Raw genomic sequence first — 25,262 nt, 5'->3', positions numbered from 1 at the left:
AATCCCTGCGTTTCTGTTCAAGGAAAAGGCATGGAGTCATGGAAATCAACGAGCTGAGCGGTATATTAAACGGATATTTTAGTTGGAACAAGGCAAGAATGACCTGTTTCGCCTGTATGCTGGTATCATTGTTCAAAGTAAGAACGGTCAATTTAAGCGAACTGGCCTGTGGCTTTGAAAGCGAGGCAACAATAGAATCGCGCTACAAGCGTATCAAGCGATTTTTCAGGGAATTCACAATATGCTTCACCGCTCTGGCCGGATGGGTGATGACTTTTTTTGATTTTGACCAGACGCCGTTGTATCTCAGCATAGACAGAACAAATTGGCAGTGGGGCAAGCAGGATATCAATATATTAATGCTGTCTATTGCCTACAAAGGGATAGCCATCCCTCTCATGTGGGATTTGCTGCCCAAGCGCGGGAACAGTAATACCACAGAGCGTATAGCCTTACTTAAGCGTTTTATAGAGCAGTTTGGCAAAGAAAGAGTTGCCTGTCTGCTGGCTGACCGAGAGTTTGTTGGAAACGAATGGTTCTCATGGTTGCGTAGTGAAGGGATCTCATTTTGCATTCGAATCAAAAGCAACACTCAAACCAGCAACAGCTTGGGGCTTGACGTTAATGTGGATGCTCTTTTCTACGATCTGAAGCCTGGTGAACAACGAAAACTGAGGGGTGAGCGCAGGCTTTGGAAGCAAAAAGTCTGGTTGAGCGCGCTCCGGCTTACAGATGGTGAATTACTTATTGTTGCAACAGATAAAGAAGTTGATTCACCTATCGAATTGTATGGCCGGCGCTGGGAAATAGAAACCCTGTTTTCCTGCCTGAAATCGCGCGGCTTTAACTTTGAGGACACGCATATTACAAAGCCGGAGCGTATTTCGAAGCTGATAGCACTTTTAAGCATCGGCTTTTGTTGGGCTTATAAAGTAGGTGAATGGCGCAACGAGCAAAAAGCGATCAAAATGAAAAAACATGGTAGAAAAGAGGTCAGTATTTTTCGTTATGGTCTTGATTTTCTACGTGATGCGGCTCTCAATGCAAAGCAGAATATCTTGAGTTTAATTGGTCAGGTGATGGCCTTCTTGAGCATCGAGGCACCGACCGAGGCGTTGATATGATTTTTTGTCCCGTACAGAGGAAATCCTGACAAAATTAGGTGACAACAAGAATTATCAGCTGGAGTTTCTGCGCAAAGTGATGCAGGAATCGGGTCTTATCGAGGTAGATGAGCGGATTCATTTTTATGACGACACGCCAAGGAACTGTGAATTTGCCCGCCGGCTGCCAAATATAGAGGTGAATCAGGTGCAGCGTTCCGGTTCGGCATTTAAAATCGTCAACACGGGCGCTTCTTCATCCGTGCCGGTTGATTTCCTGGTGTATACAAAGGCGTGCGTTTTCGAGGACTCGCATGCAGAGGCCGAAGCCTGCTGGCGCGCAGGGCGCGTATCTGTGCATTATGTTGCCGCCTGTTATGCCGAAGCTGGAAACCATGCGATGGCAGAAAAATATGTTGCGGACTTTGGCGCACGCTTTGACCTTGTTGTTCAGGGCTACGCCATGGCGGGTAACGATGAAAAACTGCATGAACTTTACAAAATGAAGCGCGCGAGTGCAGAGCTGATTGCGAGCTGCTATAGTCGCACACCCCACGCAGATAAAGCATGCGAATGGAGGGCGCGTATGGAACCCAAAGCGCACACGAGTGATTTACACTGCCATCTCCATGGCAGTGTCAGCAGAAGCTTTCTTGAGGAAACTGCGATAAAAAACGGCCGGCTGGAGGCGTACCACGCACTGATGAGCACACACGAAGCCTACGCCGCTGCAACGCATCAACAGCCTGAGGCGGGATTTTCTGAAGAAATTACCGCTAAAAGACCACAACAACTGGAATATATTCACTCAATTCTCTGCACGCTTGAAGACATTCAGCGCGCAACGGAAGACGTTGTGCAAAACGCACGTGCAAAATACCTTGAAATTCGAACAACGCCCGCAGCCATAGATGGCGCCTCCTGTGAACAATACATTCAGGCGTTTGAAGAAGGCCTGCTGAATGCCACTCACCTGTGCCCGCAGAAAAAGGCATTTGGGCTTTTAAGTCTGGACCGCTCATTACATACTCCAGAGCACGCTGAAGCCTTTATTGCATATATCAAAACCCGGTCACGCGGGCATCTTTTAGGGCTTGATATTGGTGGCAATCCTGCAGCACCCCGCACACTGACCGGTGCAGGCTTGCATGCTGTTATCAGCAAAACCCTGAACGCGGGACTTGCCCTTGCCATTCATATGGGAGAAATTGAGAGCGCTGAGGAGTGCGAGGACATTGACACCGTTCTTGACGCCCTCGAAGCCTGGAGTGCCGCACAGCCACAGTCTGCTGAAAATCCCACCAATCCCCTGCACGGGCGCGTCAGGCTCAGCCATTGCATTTATCTGACAGATACACAGAGAGAGCGGATTAGAGCGCTCAACGCACCCATCGAAGTCTGCCCCGCTTCTCACCGGATGCAAAACTGGCACCTCGAGACAGCCCCCCACCCTGTCACGCGCATTTATCCTGATATTCACTGTCCGGTGGTCGTGGGTACGGACAGTGAAACGGTATTTGGTGAGTCCGCAAAAAGCGAGCTTTCCACAATGATTGGCTTTTTTGGCAACCGCGCCGGGCTATCCAGACGGGAAGTCAAGGCGCATCAGGAAACCTTTGCTTTTAGCTCCTTTGCGCCTTAATGAGGCGCTAATTAGTGAATCATGCGCCCCATGCTTGACCAGCGCAGGCTGTCGGTCTTGCCATTCCAGCTGAGCCACACGAGAAACGCGCGCCCACGCAGGTTTGCTTCTGGCACAAATCCCCAGAAGCGGCTGTCGGCGCTGTCATCGCGGTTATCGCCCATCATGAAATAATGCGCCTCAGGAACCGTAATTTCAAAATCTTCTGCAGGGGTATCTGGACGAATATAGATGTCGTGCTCAGTACCGGAGAGATTCTCACGGTATTTGGCAACGGCATGCCCCGAGCTTTCATCAACGGTATACTCGACAAAATCGCGCTTCATTTCCTTACCGTTTACAAAAAGCACTTTGTTACGATAGGCAACCGTATCACCCGGCATGCCAATAACACGCTTGATGTAATCGAAAGAAGGGTCTGGCGGCCAGCGGAAAACAACCACCTGCCCAGTTTTGGGCTCACTCACGGACAGAATTTTGGTTTCAAGAACCGGGAGTCTTAAGCCATAGGCAAATTTATTAACCGCTACAAAATCACCGACCTTGAGTGTTGGCTCCAGAGAACCTGTCGGTATGCGAAAAGGCTCTATCAGAAAGGAGCGCAGCAGCAGCACGATAAGAAACACCGGGAAAAACTCGCGCGCATAGCGAATAAGTACGGGGGGCTTATCTTCGCTCCCGCGCCTTTTCTTCCAGAAAAGGATATCGAGCAGAAAAATAAAACCGCTTACGAGCGTCAAAATAACCAGTATCAGTGCAAAATTCATTCGACTATCCTATTTCTTTCTGTCAGTCTGAAACACCGCCATAAATGCTTCCTGCGGAATTTCCACGTGCCCCACCTGTTTCATGCGCTTTTTACCCGCTTTCTGCTTTTCAAGCAACTTGCGCTTGCGGCTTACGTCACCGCCATAACATTTTGCCGTCACGTTCTTGCGAAGCGCCTTCACGGTCTGACGGGCAATAATGTTGTTACCGAGTGCCGCCTGAATCGCCACATCAAACATCTGGCGCGGAATAAGCTCGCGCATTTTTTCCACAAGCGCCTTGCCGCGCGAGTGCGCGCTGTCGCGGTGCACAATGGCTGCCAGCGCATCAACTTTTTCGCCATTAATCAGCACGTCCATTTTTACCAGTGGCGCGACTTCAAAACGGATAAAGTTGTAATCTAGTGAAGCATAGCCACGACTGACCGACTTCAGCCGGTCAAAAAAATCCGAAACCACTTCACTCATTGGCAAATCCCAGGTAACAGACACCTGGCGACCGCTGTAGGTCATGTTCACCTGTACGCCACGCCGCTCAACACACAGCGTCATTACCTGCCCAAGGTATTCCGAGGGCACAAGAATGTTAGCGCGCGCAATGGGCTCATACATTTCTTTAATCTGGGAAACAGGCGGCAGGTGCGAGGGATTGTCAACGCGCAGCTTCTCACCTTTGGTGTTCAGCACTTCATACACCACGGTGGGTGCGGTTGAAATCAAATCCAGATTGTATTCGCGCTCAAGGCGTTCCTGAATGATTTCCATGTGCAGCATGCCAAGAAACCCGCAGCGAAAACCAAAACCAAGCGCTTCGGACGATTCTGGCTCATAAAAAAGTGAAGCATCGTTAAGGCTGAGCTTTGCGAGCGCCTCGCGAAACGCTTCAAAGTCATCCGCGCTGATGGGAAAAAGACCGGCATAGACCTGCGGCTTCACCCGCTGAAAGCCAGGCAATGATTCAGTCGCACGCTTTTTATCGAGGGTCAGGGTATCGCCCACAGGCGCACCGCGAATTTCCTTAATACCTGCAACCACGTAGCCTACTTCTCCCGCCTGCAACACGTCTTTAGGCGTGCGTTTGGGCGTAAAAATGCCGACCTGGTCAACTTCATGCACCTTGCCGGTCGACATCACGAGCATTTTGTCACCCTTTCTGAGCGCACCGTTAACAATGCGCACGAGCGATACTACGCCCAGATAACTGTCAAACCAGGAATCAATAATAAGCGCCTGCAAAGGCGCGTCAATATCGCCGAGCGGCGGCGGAATGTGCTTGACCAGTGCTTCCAGCACATCTTCAACGCCAAAGCCAGTTTTAGCACTTGTGCGAATCGCATCCGTCGCATCAATACCAATGATATCGCCTATTTCTTCAATCACCCGTTCAGGCTCTGCCTGAGGCAGGTCAATTTTATTAAGAACCGGCAGCACCTCAAGGCCCTGATCAATGGCGGTGTAACACACGGCCACCGTCTGAGCCTCAACCCCCTGACCGGCATCCACCACCAGAATCGCGCCTTCGCAGGCAGCGAGCGAGCGAGAAACTTCATAGCTGAAGTCCACGTGCCCCGGAGTGTCAATAAAGTTCAAAAGCCAGGTTTTACCGTCACGCCCCTTATAATTTAAGGATACGCTCTGTGCCTTGATGGTAATCCCGCGCTCCCGCTCGATGTCCATGGAATCGAGCACCTGTGCCGCCATTTCCCGGTCGGAAAGGCCGCCGCACAGTTGTATAAAGCGGTCCGCCAGCGTCGACTTGCCATGGTCGATATGGGCGATGATGGAAAAATTACGGATATGCGACAAATCACTCACAAGAAGGCACCTGGGGGTAAATCCGGCTATTCTAGCCTATTTGCACGGTTCCAGAAAGTAGGACGACTCAAGAGCCAAACGGCAAAGCCATTGCTATTACCCCCCCTTTCGCTACAATAGAGTCTTTCTCTTCACCGATGATTTTCACCATGCAACGAACGCTTTTTTTCCCGCTCATCATTCTCTTCTGCACACTGGTTTCTCTGCCCGCCCGCGCCGATGCAGGTTTTGCAGCGCGCCCGGATGTGCGCCAGTTTATCGGGGAAATGGTGCGCACGCATGGCTTTGACAATGCTGCCCTGACTCAAACCATGGCGTCTGTTGTGACCCAGCCACAGATTATCGAATCCATGGAAAAACCTTATGAGAAAAAAACCTGGGACATTTACCAGCAGCTGTTTCTAACGCCTGAGCGTCTGGAGGGTGGACTGGCATTCTGGAAAGCCAATCGCAATACCTTAAAAAAAGCTGAAAAAGAATTTGGCGTACCGGCATCCATCATTGTTGCCATCATCGGTGTAGAAACGCGTTATGGCCAGAATCAGGGAAGCTACCGCGTGCTGGATGCGCTCGCAACCCTGGCGTTTGACTACCCCAAGCGCGCTCCTTTTTTCCGTAAGGAACTCGCGGAATACCTGCAACTCTGTCGTGAACAAAAAGTAGCGCCAGGTGATTATCTCGGCTCGTATGCGGGCGCCATTGGCAAGCCACAGTTCATGCCGAGCAGCTATCGCGCGTTTGCGGTTGACTATTCCGGCACCGGTAAAAAAGATTTACGCAATGACGATGCCGATGTAATAGCAAGTATTGGTAATTACCTGCAAAAACACGGCTGGAAGCGCGGTGAGGCCATCGCCCAGCCCGCTCGCATTCGAGGCAGTGCCTATAAGCGGGTTGCCACAAATACGCGCACGGCGGAATATTCCACAAAAGCACTGGCGCGCCTTGGTATACGCCCAACCACACCGCCCTGGCGGCATCCTGAAAAAGCCGGACTTATCGAACTCCTGACATCCAGTGGAGAAGAATACTGGGTAGGGTTTCCGAATTTTTATGTGATAACGCGCTATAACAGCAGCCCGCAGTATGCACTGGTGGTCTACCTGCTGTCGAAACAGCTGGAGGATGGGCAAAAACGCCTGTACGGATGATGGGGAAGAACGGATGCCTTTTTGCTACCTCTTTACGGAAACACTGACCGAAACAGATGCGCTGTGCATCGGTCTTGATGACAAGGGACAGATCAATGCCCCGTTAATGCGCCGTCCGTTTGCAGAGATTGTGCAACTGGCGGCCAACGCACGATGCATCGCCGTCATGGGTGCTGAGACCTTCAGCATCCTTACCGTCGAGCTGCCGCCAATTGGCGAGCAGAAAGTGCGCGCCGCTCTTCCCTTTGCGCTTGAAGAACGGCTTGCTCAGCCGGTAGAAACGCTGCACTTTGCCTTTGACCGTGCCCACTATGCCAATGGGCAGTTCCTCGTGGTGGCTGGTGCGAATTCAGAAATTACCAACACCCTCGAAAAACTCGAAACCGCCGGAATCCTGCCTGACAGCCTCACGCTCGACTGGTTTGCGCTAAAACCCGGGGAAGCCTGCGCAGGTGTTCATCATCTTCTGGTGCATGATGCCACATTCAATGGCGCACTCAGTCCAGAGATGGTTCCCCTCTATTCCGCCAGCCGACCCATTGAAACACTGGTGTATACGTTTTCCGACAGCAATCCTGAAATTCAAGTCAGCGACAGTGTGTTACAAAACACTGATTTTTATACGTTTGTAGCGACGAGGCTCTATGAGGCACCTGGGATTAATCTTTGCCAGGGAAATCTGCGAAAAACATCTACTCCCAAACTCGCAGTACGGCTCTATCAGCTGGCGGGCGTACTTGGAGCGCTCCTCATCACAGGATTTATCGGGATGAAACTTTTTGAACTGCACCGCCTCAATGTGCAGGGTGAAGCACTCGATACCAAAATCGCCACCCTCTACCGCAGTTTTTTTCCTGAAGCCAAAGTGATAATCAGCCCGCGTTTTCGGGTCAGTCAATGGCTGAAAGCACATGATGGGCAGGCGGGTACGAGTCTTTGGGGGCTGCTTGAGCGCCTCGCACGCGCACGCAGCGGGCAATCCTTTGATATTCAGCAATTGCGATATCGCGCGCCCGGCCTTTCAGTAACGTTTTTGTGCAATGATTTCAGTACGCTTGAGGCCATCGAAAACCTCCTGCGCCGCCAGGGCGGCAGCGTCACCCAGACTGAGGCCGCATCGCACGAAGGGAAGGTCTTGGCGACTCTGGAGCTGAAATGATTAAAAATCCTTTCCAAAATCTCAGTCTGAGGGAGCGCCTCATGGTGATTGGGGCGACCGTGCTCACGGTTATCTGGCTTTTTTATATGCTGGTATTTAACCCCCTCCTGACAAAGACCATCAATGCCCGCGAGGCACTTGTGGAGAAGCAGGAGACACTCGCATATATGGAAACGGTGCGAAAAAATAATCCCGCCAACACCACTGTCAAAACACTTTCGAGCAACCAGCTGCTCGCGGAGATGGCTTCCATGCTCGCCGGCGGCGAATTCAAAAGCTTCCCCTGCCAGATTCAACAAACTGCCAGCGGCAATATTCAGCTGGGCTGCGATAAAGTGCCGTTTAACCCGTTTGTCAGCTGGCTTTGGAAACTCAGTGAGCGTTTTGCGTTTACGATTCGCGAGTTCAGCGCGGAACGCACCGACACCGCAGGTGTGGTGCGCCTGTCGTTGGTATTATCCGCGGCGAGTGGGACCGCTATGGTCAGATGAATCGACTATACGGGCATCTGTAGCACCAATGACGCCTTTTACTTTCTCAAGTTCATCTTTAAGCGCATCGAGTTTTTTGACGGAGTCAGTACGAAAACCAAAGAGTGCCGCGAAATTACTTAGAGCCCGTGTCAGGTCGCTCAAAATCCCCGCACAACCGCGGTGTGTTTCGAGGGTGGGGCGTGCCGCTCGAATTGCCTGATGGGACTGCTCATAGAATGTTTGTGTATTAATGGTGCCGTTAACATAGTGTTCAATGTTTTCTGAAAGCTGATTCCGCAAGGTTTCGAGTGCCCCTCTGGCAACAGGCTTTGACGTTTTAATTTTCTCATCCAAACGTGACAATGACGCATAAAACCCTCGTGCCACATCATGGTACCGTTCAACATCAACTCCCTGCCATATTTTATTGTAAAAAGCTTCCCGCTCCTCCGGTGTTTTTAGTTGAAGATGCGTGCTTTCCATTTGTGAATATTTATAAGAGCCCTTCGAGCAGGTAGAGTTGAGATGTTCAGAGCAGAGCTTAAGAAACAGTGCGTCAATATTGCGCGCTTCTTCCGGCAATTCAACTGTTGCATCCAACGCTTTTTTTAGAGGCTCGGTTTCTACTGCTTCAGCCATGGATTTATCAGGGTTTTTTTTAAAAATTTCAAGTGCACGAGGTGTTACCGAAATAGACTCCTTACCGATTGTGCGCCTGACTTCAGTAAGTTGATTCTCAGATTGAGAAGTTTCCGTTTGATTGAATCTTGTGCTGCGCAGAAACAGGTAACGGCGGTTCCTTTCATCTGCATCGGCCCCATCCCAGTCACTAAAAATTGCACGCATTTCAGTGGAAAGGGAAAAATGCCCATCGGTAAGAGGTTCAAGTTTCCGTACCAAATCCTTCTTCCTCGACATATCTTGAGCGTTTTTACCCATGCCTTTTGCTCCATGGTCTTAAGGGCGTGATAACGTTTCACACAAAAAAACGTCAATCCGTATAATTTATAATAATTTAAAAGTACAAATTTATCAATTTGATTACATATTAGCGCAAAATAATACCATGCAGGAAAGATAATCGTTAGGATGTTTAACGGTGTCATCCCCGCGCAGGCGGGGAACCAGCACTTTTGGCGTGGTGCGCCTGTCTTAAGTATTATCAGCGGCGGGAACCTGGACCATCCATATCAAAATTGCCCAGACGATCAAAAAATTCTTCTGTGCGCTGCGCTTCAGGACTGGGGTGCCCTGTCAATGCCGCAAGCTCCTCCTTAAGTGCATCGAGTTTCTTAGCGGAGTCCGTACGAAAACCAAAGAGCGCCGCGAAATTACTTAACACCCGTGTCAGGCCGCTGAAAATTCCCGCACAACCTCGGTGTTTTTCGAGAGGCTGGCGTATACGTTCATCATCAAGAATTGCCATGCATTGGCTATAAAAGTCTTCGTTATTCAAATTACCTTGAACATAGGCGTCAATTTTTTGTGTAAGACTATCCTGCATATTTCTAATTGCCTCTGCGGCATCTGGATCTGAAGCTTGAAATTTTTGTTTTTTTTCTTCTAAGCGTGAAAATGCTTCATAAAAAGTAGTTACAAAATCATAACATCGGTCAAGATCAATCCCACTCCAAATAGTTTCATTGCGAAATGTCTTCCTTTCTTCAGCTGCTTCTGGTGTATTGCTTTGCAATAGCAGCTCGTTTTCTATGAGTTTATATTCATCGGAGGATTTCGGATATTTTTTGGTGAGCAGCTCCAAGGAGAATTTTACAAATAACGCATTAACTTTCGCCCCTTGTTCCATATTTTTAGTTTGCGATAAATAAAATTCACGCGAGCCATCATCTTCTTGGTCATTATCCTCGAAAGATAATACCTCAGAAGGCAGAGGTAGAGGACTAAGAATAAATAAAGTATCCTTCAAAGCATCTATTTCTAAAGCCTGAGCAAGCGTTTTTTGAGAATCTTCTCCTGGGGTGTCATCATGCTCGCCCTTGTTTTCTAAAATTCCTGAATAATGCACTTTTAAGCCAGGATGGAAATATAAAGTCTCATCAAATTCTCTAAGCTTTATTCCAATAGATGCCGGGTCAGAAGAGGATGAGGATGAGGATGAGGACACTATATTATCAGGCCCCTTTATTTCGGCGTCAGAAACCAATGTGTTCTTGAAAGAGTCGAGAAGTTTATTCCTGGTTTCAGAATTAAATCCATCCCAATCCCTGAAAATCAAACTCATTTTAGTTGGAAGAAAAAAATACCCTTCTGCAAGGTATTGTTTAACTACACCAATAGTAATCTGCTTAGGCGACAGCTCTTCATTTGCTCTCATACCGTTTTACTCACTGAAAAAGGGCATGACTCACCCAGATAAATGAACGTTATTAGTTCAAATAATACGCCAATTATCCATTTTATGTCAATTTTTCAGCATTAACTTCCGGGTGGCTGCGCTTCCATGCCGTCCAGCTCCCCTCGTAACCTTCAAAGCGCTCATGTGCAAAGGCATAAAAACGCTGGAGAAAGCGCAGGCGCTCATAATACCAGGGCGTAAGTTCCGGGTTTTCGCGCACAATCTGCGAAAGGTCATAAAACGGCGGGATAGATGCCTGGCGTTCGATAATGTCTTCAAACGAGGCCTTATCAGCATTTTTTAACATGTCAAGAAGTGCCAGGAATGTGGTCGTGCGCCCCTTGCCGCCTCGACAGTGCAGATGCAGCCAGGTATTTTCTGGCAGTGAATCAACAAGGCTTACAAAGCGGTCAACGGTTTCATCAAGCGGGGCGCGGTGGTCCGTGACCGGTAAACGAAGTGCGCGCCAGTTTAAAGGCAAAAACAGCTCAGGTTCCTGCTGCACGCGCTCAACAGATACGCTGACGCCTGCATCAAATTCGTGGCGACGAAACTGGCGCACGCTCAGCACGTTCTCGACCACCTCGCTCGATGCCAGCCCCTCCAGCCATTGCACTTCTGCTAATGCGCCCTCAGTGGCAGTTTTCCCAAGATTTATCCAGTTAAAGCGGTCAGAAAGCGTGATGGCACTGCCATTGAGATAGCCATGGATTTCCTGGCGCAAATCAAGCACCAGTACCTGTTTGTCGGCAGCATCAGCCAGTGTCGCGAGATAATGTGCGATATCCATCCAGCCGCTGGCGGAGGGCTGCGCACTGGCTGAAGCGTGCAGCACTTCAATCCCCCTGGTATTGCCGGGGTACCAGTCGCTAATCATCTGCAAATCCCTGAGAGCGGTAATCGGCTGGCTGGCCTGCGAAGAATCCTGAACAATACAGGGCTTTTCAAGAGTGGCTTCGCAGACTTCTGCGCCTGCAAAAACCGCGCTCTGAAACCCTAAAACCGCCAGAAACAGATACTTCATACGACCCAATCCTTTAGGAAGATTGTGTTCATAGTACCTGAAGGCGCAGAAGTTGCAACTGCCCTACTGCACATCCGACCAGCGGCGCACACTGGCTTTTGACTGAAGGGATGGCGGCATGTTTCGAAGCGCGTTCTCTGCCGCTTCGCGACTTGCAAAACTTCCATATACCCCGCGGTACCAGGATTTACCGTTGTTCTGGTAACGAATTTGCGCACGCCTGTCAGCTTTGGGCGCACTTTGCAATTGCCTTGCCACCGTTGAAGCCTTTTCGCCATCAGCAATTTCAATGGTGTAGCCGGTTGGATTCTGCTGCTGCACCCAGGCCGTGTCCACATCGCGGGAAGACACAGGCGTGGCAGCCGCCGCTCCTGTCCATGCCGGTTGCTGCACCAGATTGGCTTCAGGCATGCGCATGCCAGGAGACTCTGTATTGTAGTAGGTGAAGGACGAAGAGTATCCCTGATACATGGACGGCTCGTAAGCCCCGTAATTCGTATTCATGCTGTCTCCGGTCTGCACGCAGCCTCCAAGAAACAGGGTCAGCAGAATCACCATCCACTGCAGGCGCTTCGTGTTCATGGTATCCTCCAGAACGTTAACACTTTCCTTCTATATCTGCAGAAATGAAAAAAACTTTAGGGCGGCGCTTTTCATGAGGTAGTTCAAAACCGTCACAGTTGCGGCTCCGTTTTAGAAGGAACACCCTTCCCTGGGTAAATAGCCCCTTGTTTCCGGCTCTTGAATGCCATAAAGTATCGTATTTGACCATTTAACGGGCTTTTGCATGTGGACTCATCGTCGTTCCGGACAAGTGCACCAACGCGGCAGAGAAGACCATCGCGCGCCCTATGAGCGCGACCGTACGCGCGTGATTCACTGCCCGGCATTTCGCCGCCTGCAGCGGAAAACGCAGATTCTAGGCACCGACGAAGGCGATTTTCACCGCACCCGCCTGACCCATTCTCTCGAAGTGGCCTCCATTGGGCGCAGTATTGTGCGTAACCTTGGCGCACAGCTTATTGACAACCCACTGCATGCCCTTCTGCCCGATGACGACCTGACCAGTGTCATCTGCCTGCTGCACGATATTGGCCATCCGCCTTTTGGCCATGGCGGTGAAGTGGCGCTTAACTACATGATGCGCAATCACGGCGGCTTTGAGGGCAATGGCCAGACCCTGCGCCTTTTAACCCGGGTTGAAAACACCTATGGCCCGTTTGGGCTTGATTTAACACGCCGCTCACTCCTTGGCATCCTGAAATACCCCGTAAACCGTGAACAGGTGGCAGCCCCTGTGAGCGCCAGTGCCGAAGCGAGCGCACATAAAACCATTCGTATCAACGACTGGATTCCGCCAAAGGCCTACTATGCCTGCGAACAGGCGGAAGTAGACTGGCTGCTGGAGCCTTTATCGGTGAGTGACCGGGAGCACTTCCAGTCGCTGGCGCGAAAACCTGAAGGGCGTGTTCACGGAAAATCGGCTTATAAAAGTCTTGATTGCTCGATTATGGATGCAGCCGATGACATTGCCTATGGCGTACACGACCTGGAGGATGCCATTCATCTTCAGCTCATCGACCGCAATGAGCTTGAAACAGCGGAATTTCGGGATTTACTGTGCGAAACCCCGCTCATCAGTAGTCAGCCCCGGCTTGTTGACTTGCTTTTTGATGATGAACCCTGTCAGCGCAAGCAGGCCATTGGCGAGATGGTGAATTATTTTATTACGAGCACGCGCCTCATTACCACGCACGAAGCCTTTGAAAACCCGCTGCTCAAGCACAACCTCGCCCTTCTTCCTGAAGCCGACAGGCTGCTTGATTATCTGAAACGCAGCATTCATCGCCATGTCATTGACTCCCAGGAAGCGCGCACCTTTGAATACGGCGGTCAAACGGTGGTTCTACGTCTTTTTGAAGCCATTAACTCCAACCCCGGCAGTCTCCTCGATACCAAAAACCGCGCGCTCTTTCACGAAGCGGCAGATGAAAATGCGGCCTTTCGCGTGGTGTGTGATTACATCGCCAACATGACCGATGAATACGCGCACCGCATGCACGAGCGATTGTTTGGGTTTAACACGCGAACGATATTTGAGCGTTTGTAGTCAAACTCGCAGGATGCTTGAGACGACACCCGATACCATGCTTCGCGGCACTCAGCCCAGCCGATACGTGGTTGCTTTATCTATAAATGCCGTAGCCTGCGCTGATAAGCGCGGGACAGGATGCGCGAAAAAAACATCCGGCCGGCGGGCGATATCCGATGCCGGGCTTCGCTGTGCTCAGCCCAGCCTACCGCACAATTGTAAATAATCAGCACAATACCGTAGCCTGCGCTGATAAGCGCGGGACAGGATGCGCGAAAAAAACACCCGGCCGGCGGCGATATCCGATGCCGGGCTTCGCCATGCTCAGCCCAGCCTACCGCACAATTGTAAATAATCAGCGCAATACCGTAGCCTGCGCTGATAAGCGCGGGACTAGATGCGCGAAAAAACACCCGGCCGGCGGCGACACCCGATGCCGGGCTTCGCTGTGCTCAGCCCAGCCTACCGCACAATTGTAAATAATCAGCACAATACCATAGCCCGCGCTGATAAGCGCGGGACAGGATGCGCGAAAAAAACATCCGGCCGGCGGGCGATATCCGATGCCGGGCTTCGCTGTGCTCAGCCCAGCCTACCGCACAATTGTAAATAATCAGCACAATACCGTAGCCTGCGCTGATAAGCGCGGGACAGGATGCGCGAAAAAAACATCCGGCCGGCGGGCGATATCCGATGCCGGGCTTCGCCATGCTCAGCCCAGCCTACCGCACAATTGTAAATAATCAGCACAATACCGTAGCCTGCGCTGATAAGCGCGGGAATGGATGCATGAGAAAACATCCGATATCGGATATCGGATATCGGATATCGGATATCGGATATCGGATATCGGATATCGCCACGATAAGGGCGGCTTATGAAAAACTTGTTAAATGCACGAAAAATTTAGATTATACCATCCTTCGTGAAAGGATGGCGTCCCCAAGGGGATTCGAACCCCTGTTACCGCCGTGAAAGGGCAGTGTCCTGGGCCTCTAGACGATGGGGACCCGGAGCAGCACTTTGTATCACACACCAGAGCAGAGCGCCAAAAGTGGCGTCCCCAAGGGGATTCGAACCCCTGTTACCGCCGTGAAAGGGCAGTGTCCTGGGCCTCTAGACGATGGGGACCTCAGGGTGTGTATAAGCCTGCGAACAGGCTTCTTGGTGGAGCCAGGCGGGATCGAACCGCCGACCTCTTGCATGCCATGCAAGCGCTCTCCCAGCTGAGCTATGACCCCTACAAAGTGAAACGAATTCTATAGCCCACCCCCGCCCCTGTCAAGCACGCTTTCAATTTTTTTTAACGAACACGGCGCATGAGGTACAATCCAAGAAGCGCAAAAAAACACGTTGGACCAAAGGCCACCAGTTCAGCTGGCCATTGGAAAACCTGACTCACGGCTCCAAAAAAGCGGTTCATCAGGTGAAATCCAAATCCCACTGAAGCGCCGGCCAGAAACTTTGACCCCATGCTCGACTGGCGCAGGGGGCCAAATACGAACGGTATTGCCAGCAGCATCATCACGACCGTTGTAAACGGCTCGCCAATCCGCTGCCAGAAAGCCAGTTCATAGCGATGCGCATTCTGGTGGTTCGCGTGTTGAATACGAACGTAATTTCGAAGCCCCTTAAGGCTCATCTCATCTGGCTCCGTGCCGCTTAAACCGAGTACTTTGGCATCGAGCATGACATCCCACGTGTCGGTAGGCTTTTGCACGACACTGGTACCCTCTTTTCCAAATCGAGTTTCAGAAATACCGGTTGCCTGCCAGCCATTGTCCAGACGATGCACTTCACGGATATTACGTGCAAACACAAGGGCGTGTGCATCATCAAAATGGAACTGATTGACCATGACCAGACGATTTCCAGGCAACACCTGGGCAATGTTCACAAAATCATTGCCCTGCCGCACCCATACCCCGCGCGCGGTTCGCAGCGCCTGACCACGGCTCATGGCATTCGTACGTCGATCGTTGGCATAGCGCGCAAGTTCAGGCACCAGCGTCTCGCCTATAACCGTTACAAGCACAATAAGCAGTAAAGCGGCCTTTAAAACGGCAATAATCACCTGTCCAATGCTCATGCCGGCCGCGCGCATTACCAGAAGTTCCCGATGGTTGGCCATGATGCCAAGACCAGTCAGGCAGCCAAGAAGGCTTGCCATCGGAAAAAAAAGATACACCTGATAAGGCGTTTGCAGCAGTACGTAAACAGCCGCTTCCCCAATGCCAAAGTTTCCCTTGCCTAAATCATCGAGCTGATTCACCAGCAGAATAAAAACCTGCAGACCCGCAAGCATCAGCGTAACGAGTGCAATTGCCCCCAGCACGTTTTTCGCAATGTATTTTTCAAGCAGGTTCATGCGGGATTCCTCTCATTGCGCCAGAAAAGAAACACGCCAAGGAGCGCTACCGCAAGGTGAAGCCACCACATCCCGAGCCATACCGGCAGTTTCCCTGAAATAATCCAGTTGCGCGCAATAAAAATAAAATTGGCATAGACGATATAGATAACGATGGCCGGCACAAGGCTTGCAAATTTCCCGGCACGCGGATTGACGCGGCTGAGCGGCACACCAACGAGCGTTAAGACGAGCGCCATGATGGGAACCGCGAGCCGCCATTGGAGTTCGGCTGCTTTTCGCCGGTCGGGGTTATTAAGCGGCAGAAGGCTTGCGGTTTCGGCCGTGCGAAAATCACCGCGGTCAACCATCACCGGATGCGGCAATCTGAAGGTGTAGCTCTCGAACGTTGCAAGCTGCCAGGCTGCAAGCCCCGGAACACCGCCATAGGCGCGCCCGTCTTTCAGGATGACAAAGTCTTCGTGTGTCTCAGGGTCAGTCATGGTATTGGCACGCTCTGCCCAGAGTACATCCCATTGAATATTGCGCCCCTTGCGCGTCTGGCGGGCCAGAAACACGTTTTCCGCATACGCGCGGTCGCGACTTAAGGCTTCAATGTAAAACACATCCCTTCCACGGGAAACCGACTGAAAACTCCCCGGCGGCACAGTTTGAATCAATGTCTGGAGTCCTGTCGTGCGTAAAAGACGCGCGCGCTCGGCAGCAATGGCGGGGCTGAACCAAATCATGATGCACCCGACAATCACGGCTACCACCGCCGCCATCCAGAGGCTGTGACGCAACAGTTGCCCCTGACCATACCCACAGGCGCGCAACACCGTCATCTCGCTTTCCGCATACAGGCGTCCGTAAGCGATGAGCAGCGCCATAAAAAAACCAAGCGGCAGTAAAAGTCCCATCAGGTTTGGGAGTTCAAGCATCATGAGCTTCAGGATGGCCATGACAGGAAACTGGCCGCTGGCCGCGCGGTTTAGATAGCGCACAAACTGGTTGCTCATAAAAATGAGCATCAAAATGGTTGTCAGTGATGCAAGGGTCACAAACACTTCTTTTGCAAGGTATCGGAAGATTCGCACTACCGCTCCACGTGTGGCGTTTTCAAGGCTGTCCAGTTCAGGTAAACTATCAGTTTTTTCAGCAGACAGGAAGTAATAATGCAGTATACACTGGTCACAAGCCCTTTGGATGCAGGCAGCGAATGTGTCATTCTGGGCACGGAAACCGCAACACTCGCCCCCGCACTGCGCGATGCCTTCGCGCCTGATGACCGCCCGCTTCTCGAGCGCCTGCAAGCACGTCTTCAGGATAAGGGTGACATGGCGGTGCAGTCCGATTTTCACGGAAAGTGCCTCGTCCTTGTGGCCTGCGACAAGGCGTCTGATTTTACGCTTTCTGCACTGCAAAAACGCTTAAGCGAAATTGCAGCATTTGTCATTAAACAGCGCTTTCGCTCCATTACCCTCTGCCTGCCGCAAATCACCGACAAAACACCCAACTGGCAGGTGGAATACATGATATGCCTGCTTGAGGCGCGCTTTTATCAGATGCTTGATTTCAAGCAGGAAGCAAAAGTACATGCACTGGAATCAGTCGCCATTGTCCTTGACGGCGCTTCCAGTGATGCGCTTGCCACGGGCAGCTCACTCGCTTCAGGCATTCGCCTTGCCCGCACACTTGCCAATATGCCTGCGAATATCTGCACGCCTTCCTATCTTGCAAAAGAAGCTGAAGCACTCGCCGCAGAATTTTCAGCCATTACTACAAAGGTTCATGAAAAAGCTGCACTTGAAGCCATGAAAATGGGGGCGCTTCTCGCTGTCGGCCAGGGAAGCGCGACACCGCCTGTACTCGTAGAAATGCACTATCAGGGTGGCACGGATGGAGCGCCCCCGGTGGTGCTCGTTGGCAAGGGAATTACCTTTGATTCCGGTGGGATTTCCATTAAACCCGCAGCTGGCATGGAAGAAATGAAGTTTGACATGTCAGGCGCTGCCAGTGTGCTCGGTACACTACGCGCCTGTGCCCTTTTAAAACTTCCTATCAACGTTATTGGACTTCTTGCCTGCGCAGAGAACATGCCGAGCGGGAATGCGGTAAAACCCGGAGACGTAGTCACGAGCTCTTCAGGTATCACCATTGAAATAACCAACACTGATGCCGAGGGGCGTCTGGTGCTTGCTGATGCGCTCACCTATGCCGAGCGCTTTAAGCCGGCTTTTGTGCTCGATATCGCCACCCTTACCGGTGCCATGGTCATCGCACTCGGACACCTTACAACCGGCTTCATGACACCGGATGATACGGTTGCCGGGCGACTTGAGCGGGCAGCCCGGCAATCGGGCGACAAAGCCTGGCGTCTGCCGATGGACGCGGAATACGGCGAAGTCATGGAAAGCCCCATTGCTGATTTGCAAAATGCCGCGGGCGACAGAGCGGCCGGCAGTATCACCGCCGCCTGTTTTCTCTCGCGCTTCACGAAAAATTACCCATGGGCACACCTTGATATTGCCGGTACCGCGTGGGTATCCGGGAAATCCCGCGAAGCGACCGGCCGCCCGGTCAGTCTGCTGATAGAGGTACTGCGCGATGTCGCCCGTGCGGGTTGATTTTTACCTGCTTGAAGACCCCTCACCTGAGGGGCGCTGGCAGGTTATCTGTCGTCTGATTGAAAAGGCCTGGCTGCGAAAGCATCAGGTCTTTGTCTTCTGCGACACCGAAGCCGATGCGGAAACGCTTGATGAAGCGCTCTGGACTTTTAAGCCGCAGAGTTTCATTCCGCATAATCTCCAGGGTGAAGGCCCGGATTACCCCCCGCCGGTACAAATTGGTCTCGCCGAGCCACGGGGGTTCAACGATATTCTTGTGAACCTTTCAGCCGTCATCCCGGCATTCTATGGACGGTTTCAGCGTGTGATTGAAATTATCAGTGGCGAGGAAGCGGCACGAGAAGCCGGGCGCGCGCGTTACCGCGGGTACCGAACGGCCGGGTGTGCGCTGCAGACACACACCCTGAGTCAGGAGGGTGTAAAAGGTTAGGGCGAGGACGCGCTCTACTCTCTCCCGGCAGGCTGCATCTGCTCCCAGCTGGCTTTGCTGCGATAGAGTGCAGAGAGATCATTAAAGTCTTTCTCCACGCTGCCTGAGAGCGTGAAAACTGGTCGCTCATCCCGGTAATAGACGCCAAGCGGCACCGGGAAATCAGGGAAAGACAGGCGCGCAAGACGCATCGCAGCATCCCAGTCGCTTGAATCATGGTGTGCGGCCTGCTTTGTATCCGGCGCATGCGTAAGACGCCCCTCTCTCAGTGCGATGGCTTTATCAGCCTTCTCGCCAAAGCAAAGCGGAGCACCGTCCTCAAGCACAAGCGTATGTTCAGAGCGATTGGCTTTCAGCGCAAACGCGTCAAATGCGCCGTTGTTGAAAATATTGCAGTCCTGATAAATTTCCACAAAGGCACAACCTTTATGGGCGTGTGCCGCTTTCAGAATCTGTGCAAGATGCTGCGGGTCTTTATCCACCGCACGCGCTACAAAGCCTGCACCGGCGGCCAGTGCCAGCACCAGTGGGTTTTGTGGCTCGGTCTGCACGCCATTCAGAGACGTTTTAGTCACCTGGCCTTTGGGAGACGTTGGCGAAAACTGCCCTTTGGTCAAACCATAGACCTGGTTGTTAAAAAGAAGAATTTTAACGTTCACGTTGCGGCGCAGGCAGTGAATCAGCTGGTTGCCGCCAATGCTCAGGGCATCACCGTCACCGGTTATCACCCAGACGGTTAAATCGTCTCGCATGGCTTTAAGGCCGGTAGCTACTGCCGGTGCACGACCATGTATGGTATGAAAACCGTAGGTGTTCATGTAATAAGGCAGCCGCCCGGCACACCCAATCCCTGATACAAACACGTGCTCTTCAGGTGCGAGGCCAAGCTCTGGTAAAAATTTTTGCAAGGCAGCGAGAATCGCGTAATCCCCGCAGCCAGGACACCAGCGCACCTCATTGGCGTTGGTAAAATCTTCGCGACTATACAAGGGCTTGTTCATGGCAGATTTCCCTTTTGATGGCATCGACAAGGCGCGTGACGGTAAACGGCAGACCGTTACACTGGGCAATGGAGCGCGCATCCACGAGATAATGCGCACGCAGCTCTCGGCACAGATGACCGGTATTGAGTTCGGCGACCAGTACATTGGAATATTTACGAAGGATATCCCCAAGGCCGTGGGGCAGCGGAGAAAGGTGGCGAAGATGCAGCATGGCCATGGGAATCCCCTGACCGGCAAGTGCTGCAACAGAGGCCTTGATGGCACCCCAGGTGCTGCCCCAGCCAATAATCAGCGTTGGCGCTTCAACATCTCCTTCAATGATGAGGGGAGCATATTCACGGGCAATGCCCGCAACCTTTTGTGCGCGCACTTTTACCATGTGCTGATGATTTTCTGCGTCATAACTCACGCGTCCTTCATCCCCCTGTTTTTCAAGCCCCCCCACCTGATGTATAAGACCCGGTGTGCCTGGCACGTTCCAGCTGCGGCACAGTTCAGCATCGCGCTGGTAGGGTTTTGGGAAACGGTTGAATGCGAGTTCTGGAAGTTCGAGTGTTTCAGGGTCGGGAATTTTCCAGGGCTCTGCGGCATTGGCAAGAAACGCATCGAGCAGCACAATGACCGGGGTCATGTAACGCGCGGCAATGCGAAAGGCCTCAATGATGGTCGTAAAGCAATCGGCCGGGGTGGATGCCGCAATTACCGGCAGTGGCGCTTCACCGTGGCGGCCGTAGAGCGCCTGCTGTAAATCACTCTGACCCGTTTTAGTCGGCAGGCCGGTAGATGCGCCCGCTCGCTGCATGTCAACAAGCACTACCGGCAGCTCCGTCATGACGGCAAGCCCCAGCGCTTCACTTTTAAGGTCAAGCCCGGGACCCGAGGTGCAGGTCATCGCAAGCCGTCCGCCAAACGCCGCGCCAACGCAGGCGCAGAGTGCGGCAATTTCGTCTTCTGCCTGAAAGAGTTGGATGCCAAAATCCGAAAGCTTTGCACATTCATGCAAAATGGCAGACGAAGGCGTAATGGGATACCCCGCCACCAGCAGGGGCTGTCGGGTCGCAACCGATACGGTCGCTGCAGCAAGTGCCACCGCCTCCACTCCGGTAATCTGGCGATACTCCCCTTCTTCGCGGCGCAGCTGCCCCAGTACAAAATGGCGGCACGAAAGCTCGAGAGTCAGGCAATAGTTATATCCCGCCATCAAGGCTTCACGGTTGGCATCCGCAATCACCGGGCGTTTACGAAAACGGCTTGCCACAAAATTCAGGCTGTGTTCGGTTGGCAAATCAAACAGCCAGAGCACAATGCCAAGCACATAAAAATTCTTTGATTTTTTCGCTTCCGCACGGGAAACCTCAATGCCTTCCACCGCGCGCAGGGTATTGGTGACAAGCGGCACACGTAATACCTGATAAAGTTCCGCGACATTACTCAAAAAATCAGGGCTCATGCTGGCTTTTTGCCAGTCTTTATCAGTGAAGCTGTCTTCGTTTATCAGCAAAAGCCCACCCTCACGCAAAAACGGCAAGGCGTTTTTCAAGGCGGCAGGATTCAGCGCCACAAGGACATCAAGCGTTTCACCGGCGGTAAAAATGGCGTGCTCGGAGATGGCGAGCTGAAAGCCTGACACTCCTCCAACCGTTCCGGCAGGGGCACGGATTTCGGCAGGAAAGTCCGGCAGCGTGCGCACATCTCTGCCGCTCTGCGCGGCAGTAACGGTGAGGCGTTCGCCTACGAGCTGAACTCCATCGCCGGAGTCCCCGGTAATACGAATGACCAGCGTATCAGTTTTTGACATGGTTTCGTGCTTCCTGCATCAACTGGCGCATGGTGCGCACTGCCTCAAAAAGGCCGGAAAAGCAGGCACGTGCAACAATGGCATGGCCAATGTTTAGTTCGTTCAGCTCCGTGATTGCAGCAATCGGGCCAACATTCTGATAATTCAGACCGTGTCCGGCATTGACAATCAATCCCATCTTAGCAGCATATTCAGCGGCACGTCTAATCCGCTCAAGCTCCGAAAGGCGCGCGGCCTCACCCACCGCATCGGCATAACGCCCGGTATGCAGTTCAATGGCCGGTGCGCCGAGATGATGTGCCGCGGCAATCTGTGCCATATCAGGGTCGATAAACAACGAAACCTCGCTGTGAATGGCCGCAAGACGCGCGATGGCGCTGGATACAGCTTTTTCATTGGCAATCACATCAAGTCCGCCTTCGGTCGTGACTTCCTCGCGCCTTTCAGGGACGAGACAGGCATGCTCGGGAGAAATTTCAAGCGCAAACTCCACCATCGGCTCAGTAACGGCCAGTTCAAGGTTCATACGGGTCTGGAGCACTTCGCGAATGAGGCGTACATCACGCGCCTGAATGTGGCGCAAATCCTCGCGCATGTGCAGGGTAATGCCATCCGCCCCCGCTTCCTCAGCCACCATCGCCGCCTGCACCGGATCGGGATAGCGCGTGCCGCGCGCCTGTCGCACCGTTGCGATGTGATCAATATTGACGCCTAAAAACAATGGTTTAGTCATGATGATTCCTGTTGTTCCTGAGACCTGCAAACAATTCGCGCGTACGGATGGGCCTGCCGCCAAGCGCATGTTTAAGGGCCTCCTGCATCAGTCGTTTTGCCGAACGGCGCACATGGATATCAGAAAGATTCCCCTCCCGCATCGCCTGAATGTGCGCACCGCTAATGCCCGTATCACACGCCACAAGGCCGACTCCGGGCCTCAGACCATAAAAACCATCAGCGCGCACGGGCAGACCGCTTTCTGCCTCCCTGTCGAGGGACGGAGCATACCCGCAGGCCAGCAGCAGTGTCCACTCAAATTCACGTAAAAGCACTTCAAGCCCGGCTCGATTTTCAACGTTTGCCAGCTCCTCAAGCGCACGGGCAAAATGCGAAAACAGCCCCTCCTGCGCCTCATTCGCGCGAAAACAGAGGCTGATAAGTTCATTCAGATACAGTCCCGAGAAAAGCGCTTCGCCCGAGAGTTGAATGGGGGGAGCACAGGCCTCAAGGGCATTCACAAAACGGCGCTCACGCGAGACGGTTGTGTGCAGCCACAACGGTATAAAAGGCTGCAGGAGCGCCCGGTGTTTACGGGCATTACGCACCCGCGCGACCAGCACGCCCCACTCGCGGGTAAAAAAATGCACCTCGGCACTGGTTTCACCGCGCCATTCAAGGTGCAACACCCACGCATCGCTATGATTCCGGTCCATATCCAAGCTGTTTCAATGCGCGCTCGTCATCCGACCAGTTGGACTTGACCTTGCACCAGCATTCAAGAAACACTTTCCTGTCGAGCAGTTTCTCCATGTCCATGCGCGCGCTTGTGGCAATTTCGCGAAGCTTGCGCCCCTTGTCGCCGATAATCATCCGTTTGTGGCTTTCCTTTTCAACGAGAATTAAAGCATGCAGGTGCGCAAGGCGGCCATCGTCGGTGAACGATTCTATCTCAACCGTCGTGGAGTAAGGCAGTTCCTGACCACAGTAGCGAAATACTTTCTCCCGCAGCAGTTCCGCGCAGAGAAAATGTACCGGGCGGTCAGTAACGGCATCTTCTTCGAAGAGGTGCGGGCCTTCTGGCAGATAGGTTTTCAGGCGTTCAAGCAGCACATCCACCTGCACGCCACTGCGCGCTGAAAGCGGAATGATGGCATCGAAGGTGTGCTTTTGCCCCGCCATCTCAAGAAACGGCAGCAGGAGCGCCTTGTCAGCAAGCTTGTCTATCTTGTTAACCGCAAGAATGCAGGGAACCCCCGCTCCTGCCGCACGCAAAAGCGCATAGTCATCTTTGGCATCCCAGCGACCGGCTTCAACAACCAGCACCACCACATCCACATCACGCGCGGCCATGCTGGCGGATTTATTCATGAGACGATTCATCGCCTTTGGCGCTCGCTCGTGAAGGCCTGGGGTATCCACACAAATATACTGATACTCCCCCTCCGTGCGCACACCAAGAATGTTATGCCGTGTCGTCTGCGGTTTGCGCGACGTAATGCTGAGCTTTTGCTCGACAATCCGGTTTAAAAGGGTTGATTTTCCAACATTGGGGCGCCCAACCAGCGCGATGTAACCACAATAACTGCTCATGCACGATTCCTGTGTATTTTCAGAGCATATTACCAGCAAAAGCCACAGATTGCGAGGGTCAGGCCACGATCCACGGTTTCATCAGCATCGCTACCTGGCGCACCAGCGGCATTACGACGGAATTGCCAAACTGACGCCATGCGCGCGTGTCAGATACTGGAATACGGAAGGTATCCGGGTACCCCATGAGGCGGGCGCACTCACGCGGGGTGAGGCGTCTCGGATTGGAATGCATGCCGGTGCTTACAAGAATCTCTGAGCCATCCTTATAATACCGGGCGGAAAGTGTGCGGGTCGTATCGTTCTTCCCAACGACTGAGCATCCAAAACCGTTGCCGCGCGCACGGTGGCGGGCCGCGTAGTCCTGCAGATAGGTCCAGAGCCTGTCAGAAAGGTGGTATTTCGCATGAACACGCCCCCCCTCATCCAGATAACGTCCACCATCAACATCAATTTCAGACCCGTTTTCAGGATGCAGAATATCGCCAAGTTTAGGACTTTCAGGACCAATAGGGGGAAAGACTTCCGGTTGCCAGTCAAACTTACAGGGAGACGCGAATCCTATGATAAAAATACGCTCACGGTGCTGTGGCACAAAATGGCGACCGTTTAAGACCCGGTAATGAATGTCGTAGCCAAGATCTTCTGTCAGCGTGCGCCGTATGACTTCAAAGGTGCGTCCACGGTCGTGGGAGAGCAGGTTTTTAACATTCTCAAGAAGAAAAGCCCGCGGTCGTCTGGCCGCAAGAATGCGCGCCACATCAAAAAAAAGCGTACCCTGCGTTTCGCAGGCAAAGCCGTGTGCGCGCCCTAATGAGTTTTTTTTCGACACCCCCGCAATGCTGAACGGCTGACAGGGAAAGCCCGCAAGCAGGACATCGTGTTCAGGTATTTCTGCCGAATCAATTTGGGTAATATCGCCGCAGACCGGGTGCAAAGGCGCGAAATTCGCCTGGTAGGTTTTTTGTGCAAACGCATCCCATTCGCTCGTGAAAACACACTGCCCGCCCGCGGCCTCAAAGCCAAGGCGCAGCCCGCCAATACCGGCGAAAAGGTCGATAAAGGTAAAATCGTGGTTTGACACAGGCCTCCCGCGCAAATTAAGGCTGGAAGCGGGTGATTGTCGCATTCGGATGCCAAATGTCAATCCTGCTTGCCAGAGAACAC

Annotated in this window: 22 protein-coding genes and 3 tRNA genes; 8 read left to right on the top strand and 17 right to left on the bottom strand. The window is 52.5% G+C overall.

Translation table 11 applies throughout. The features are described 5' to 3' along the window. The first annotated feature begins 38 nt into the window (after nt 1-38). Nucleotides 39-1,124 carry an IS4 family transposase gene (locus E4T54_RS11010; RefSeq protein WP_115152790.1) on the top strand — a complete coding sequence of 362 codons (1,086 nt, stop codon included), beginning with the start codon at nt 39-41 and terminating at the stop codon, nt 1,122-1,124. A gap of 79 nt (nt 1,125-1,203) precedes the next feature. Further along, nucleotides 1,204-2,745, top strand: coding sequence for an amidohydrolase family protein (locus E4T54_RS11005; RefSeq protein ID WP_238582801.1), 1,542 nt, complete (start codon nt 1,204-1,206; stop codon nt 2,743-2,745). Between the two features lie 11 nt (nt 2,746-2,756). On the opposite strand, the gene lepB is transcribed toward E4T54_RS11005, so the two are convergent. Together lepB and lepA are read right to left on the bottom strand one after the other, a co-directional pair. Then, nucleotides 2,757-3,512: a signal peptidase I gene (lepB, locus tag E4T54_RS11000; protein ID WP_028387378.1), complete on the bottom strand. Its 756-nt coding sequence runs from the start codon at nt 3,510-3,512 to the stop codon at nt 2,757-2,759. A gap of 9 nt (nt 3,513-3,521) precedes the next feature. Beyond that, complete coding sequence (gene lepA / locus E4T54_RS10995; protein WP_238582802.1) at nt 3,522-5,357, bottom strand: translation elongation factor 4; 1,836 nt, start codon at nt 5,355-5,357, stop codon at nt 3,522-3,524. A gap of 119 nt (nt 5,358-5,476) precedes the next feature. Here lepA and mltB point away from each other — a divergent pair, with 119 nt between their 5' ends. Genes mltB through gspM form a run of 3 tightly spaced genes read left to right on the top strand, consistent with a single transcriptional unit; the run spans nt 5,477 to nt 8,128 of the window. Then, nucleotides 5,477-6,478 carry a lytic murein transglycosylase B gene (gene mltB, locus E4T54_RS10990; RefSeq protein ID WP_028387380.1) on the top strand — a complete coding sequence of 334 codons (1,002 nt, stop codon included), beginning with the start codon at nt 5,477-5,479 and terminating at the stop codon, nt 6,476-6,478. 13 nt (nt 6,479-6,491) lie between these two features. Next, the gene (gene gspL, locus E4T54_RS10985) at nt 6,492-7,637 is read left to right on the top strand and encodes a type II secretion system protein GspL (RefSeq protein WP_165476900.1); all 1,146 of its coding nucleotides are present in this window, start codon (nt 6,492-6,494) and stop codon (nt 7,635-7,637) included. After that, nucleotides 7,634-8,128: a type II secretion system protein GspM gene (gspM, locus tag E4T54_RS10980; RefSeq protein ID WP_028387382.1), complete on the top strand. Its 495-nt coding sequence runs from the start codon at nt 7,634-7,636 to the stop codon at nt 8,126-8,128. The genes gspL and gspM overlap by 4 nt, the downstream gene beginning before the upstream one ends. Here gspM and E4T54_RS10975 read toward each other — a convergent pair. From E4T54_RS10975 to E4T54_RS10960, 4 genes are all read right to left on the bottom strand, one after another. Continuing rightward, the gene (locus E4T54_RS10975; RefSeq protein WP_135100417.1) at nt 8,093-9,010 is read right to left on the bottom strand and encodes a hypothetical protein; all 918 of its coding nucleotides are present in this window, start codon (nt 9,008-9,010) and stop codon (nt 8,093-8,095) included. The two genes, gspM and E4T54_RS10975, sit on opposite strands and share 36 nt — an antisense overlap. 262 nt (nt 9,011-9,272) lie before the next feature. After that, entirely contained in the window at nt 9,273-10,445 is a 1,173-nt protein-coding gene (locus E4T54_RS10970) for a hypothetical protein (protein WP_028387384.1), read from the bottom strand. An 82-nt stretch (nt 10,446-10,527) separates the two neighbouring features. After that, entirely contained in the window at nt 10,528-11,490 is a 963-nt protein-coding gene (locus E4T54_RS10965) for a phosphatase domain-containing protein (RefSeq protein ID WP_028387385.1), read from the bottom strand. Nucleotides 11,491-11,553: 63 nt separating this feature from the next. Continuing rightward, entirely contained in the window at nt 11,554-12,072 is a 519-nt protein-coding gene (locus E4T54_RS10960) for an SPOR domain-containing protein (RefSeq protein WP_051551065.1), read from the bottom strand. A gap of 205 nt (nt 12,073-12,277) precedes the next feature. Between E4T54_RS10960 and E4T54_RS10955 the strand changes: the two genes are divergently transcribed. Next, nucleotides 12,278-13,600, top strand: coding sequence for an anti-phage deoxyguanosine triphosphatase (locus tag E4T54_RS10955; RefSeq protein WP_028387386.1), 1,323 nt, complete (start codon nt 12,278-12,280; stop codon nt 13,598-13,600). A gap of 916 nt (nt 13,601-14,516) precedes the next feature. On the opposite strand, the gene E4T54_RS10950 is transcribed toward E4T54_RS10955, so the two are convergent. The 5 genes from E4T54_RS10950 to lptF form a co-directional block, all read right to left on the bottom strand. Continuing rightward, nucleotides 14,517-14,592, bottom strand: a tRNA-Glu gene (locus E4T54_RS10950). Between the two features lie 45 nt (nt 14,593-14,637). Continuing rightward, nucleotides 14,638-14,713 (bottom strand) — tRNA-Glu (locus tag E4T54_RS10945). Nucleotides 14,714-14,747: 34 nt separating this feature from the next. Then, nucleotides 14,748-14,823: transfer RNA gene (locus E4T54_RS10940), tRNA-Ala, on the bottom strand. 62 nt (nt 14,824-14,885) lie between these two features. Beyond that, nucleotides 14,886-15,950 (bottom strand): LPS export ABC transporter permease LptG, encoded by a 1,065-nt coding sequence (gene lptG, locus E4T54_RS10935; protein ID WP_028387387.1) that lies wholly within the window; start codon nt 15,948-15,950, stop codon nt 14,886-14,888. Then, complete coding sequence (lptF, locus tag E4T54_RS10930; protein ID WP_028387388.1) at nt 15,947-17,026, bottom strand: LPS export ABC transporter permease LptF; 1,080 nt, start codon at nt 17,024-17,026, stop codon at nt 15,947-15,949. Before lptF ends, lptG begins: the two co-directional genes overlap by 4 nt. Nucleotides 17,027-17,104: 78 nt before the next feature. Here lptF and E4T54_RS10925 point away from each other — a divergent pair, with 78 nt between their 5' ends. Both E4T54_RS10925 and E4T54_RS10920 read left to right on the top strand, forming a co-directional pair. Further along, the gene (locus tag E4T54_RS10925) at nt 17,105-18,556 is read left to right on the top strand and encodes a leucyl aminopeptidase (RefSeq protein WP_028387389.1); all 1,452 of its coding nucleotides are present in this window, start codon (nt 17,105-17,107) and stop codon (nt 18,554-18,556) included. Next, on the top strand, nt 18,537-18,986 hold the full coding sequence (locus E4T54_RS10920; protein WP_028387390.1) for a DNA polymerase III subunit chi: 450 nt from the start codon (nt 18,537-18,539) through the stop codon (nt 18,984-18,986). Before E4T54_RS10925 ends, E4T54_RS10920 begins: the two co-directional genes overlap by 20 nt. Before the next feature lie 14 nt (nt 18,987-19,000). Here E4T54_RS10920 and E4T54_RS10915 read toward each other — a convergent pair whose 3' ends face one another. Genes E4T54_RS10915 through dcm form a run of 6 tightly spaced genes read right to left on the bottom strand, consistent with a single transcriptional unit; the run spans nt 19,001 to nt 25,179 of the window. Continuing rightward, nucleotides 19,001-19,987: a 2-oxoacid:ferredoxin oxidoreductase subunit beta gene (locus E4T54_RS10915; protein WP_028387391.1), complete on the bottom strand. Its 987-nt coding sequence runs from the start codon at nt 19,985-19,987 to the stop codon at nt 19,001-19,003. Next, nucleotides 19,968-21,788: a 2-oxoacid:acceptor oxidoreductase subunit alpha gene (locus E4T54_RS10910; RefSeq protein WP_028387392.1), complete on the bottom strand. Its 1,821-nt coding sequence runs from the start codon at nt 21,786-21,788 to the stop codon at nt 19,968-19,970. Before E4T54_RS10910 ends, E4T54_RS10915 begins: the two co-directional genes overlap by 20 nt. After that, entirely contained in the window at nt 21,775-22,521 is a 747-nt protein-coding gene (pdxJ, locus tag E4T54_RS10905; protein WP_028387393.1) for a pyridoxine 5'-phosphate synthase, read from the bottom strand. Before pdxJ ends, E4T54_RS10910 begins: the two co-directional genes overlap by 14 nt. After that, a complete protein-coding gene (gene recO, locus E4T54_RS10900; protein ID WP_028387394.1) occupies nt 22,514-23,218 on the bottom strand; it encodes a DNA repair protein RecO in 705 nt (234 codons plus the stop codon). The genes pdxJ and recO overlap by 8 nt, the downstream gene beginning before the upstream one ends. Beyond that, entirely contained in the window at nt 23,202-24,095 is an 894-nt protein-coding gene (gene era / locus E4T54_RS10895) for a GTPase Era (RefSeq protein ID WP_028387395.1), read from the bottom strand. The genes recO and era overlap by 17 nt, the downstream gene beginning before the upstream one ends. Before the next feature lie 58 nt (nt 24,096-24,153). Beyond that, nucleotides 24,154-25,179, bottom strand: a complete 1,026-nt coding sequence (gene dcm, locus E4T54_RS10890) for a DNA (cytosine-5-)-methyltransferase (protein WP_274518489.1) — start codon at nt 25,177-25,179, stop codon at nt 24,154-24,156. Nucleotides 25,180-25,262 lie beyond the last annotated feature (83 nt).

This window comes from Legionella geestiana (assembly GCF_004571195.1).
Lineage (GTDB): Bacteria > Pseudomonadota > Gammaproteobacteria > Legionellales > Legionellaceae > Legionella_B > Legionella_B geestiana.
The sequence above is the reverse complement of the archived record's forward strand: the minus strand, read 5'-3'. Positions and strand labels throughout refer to the sequence as shown.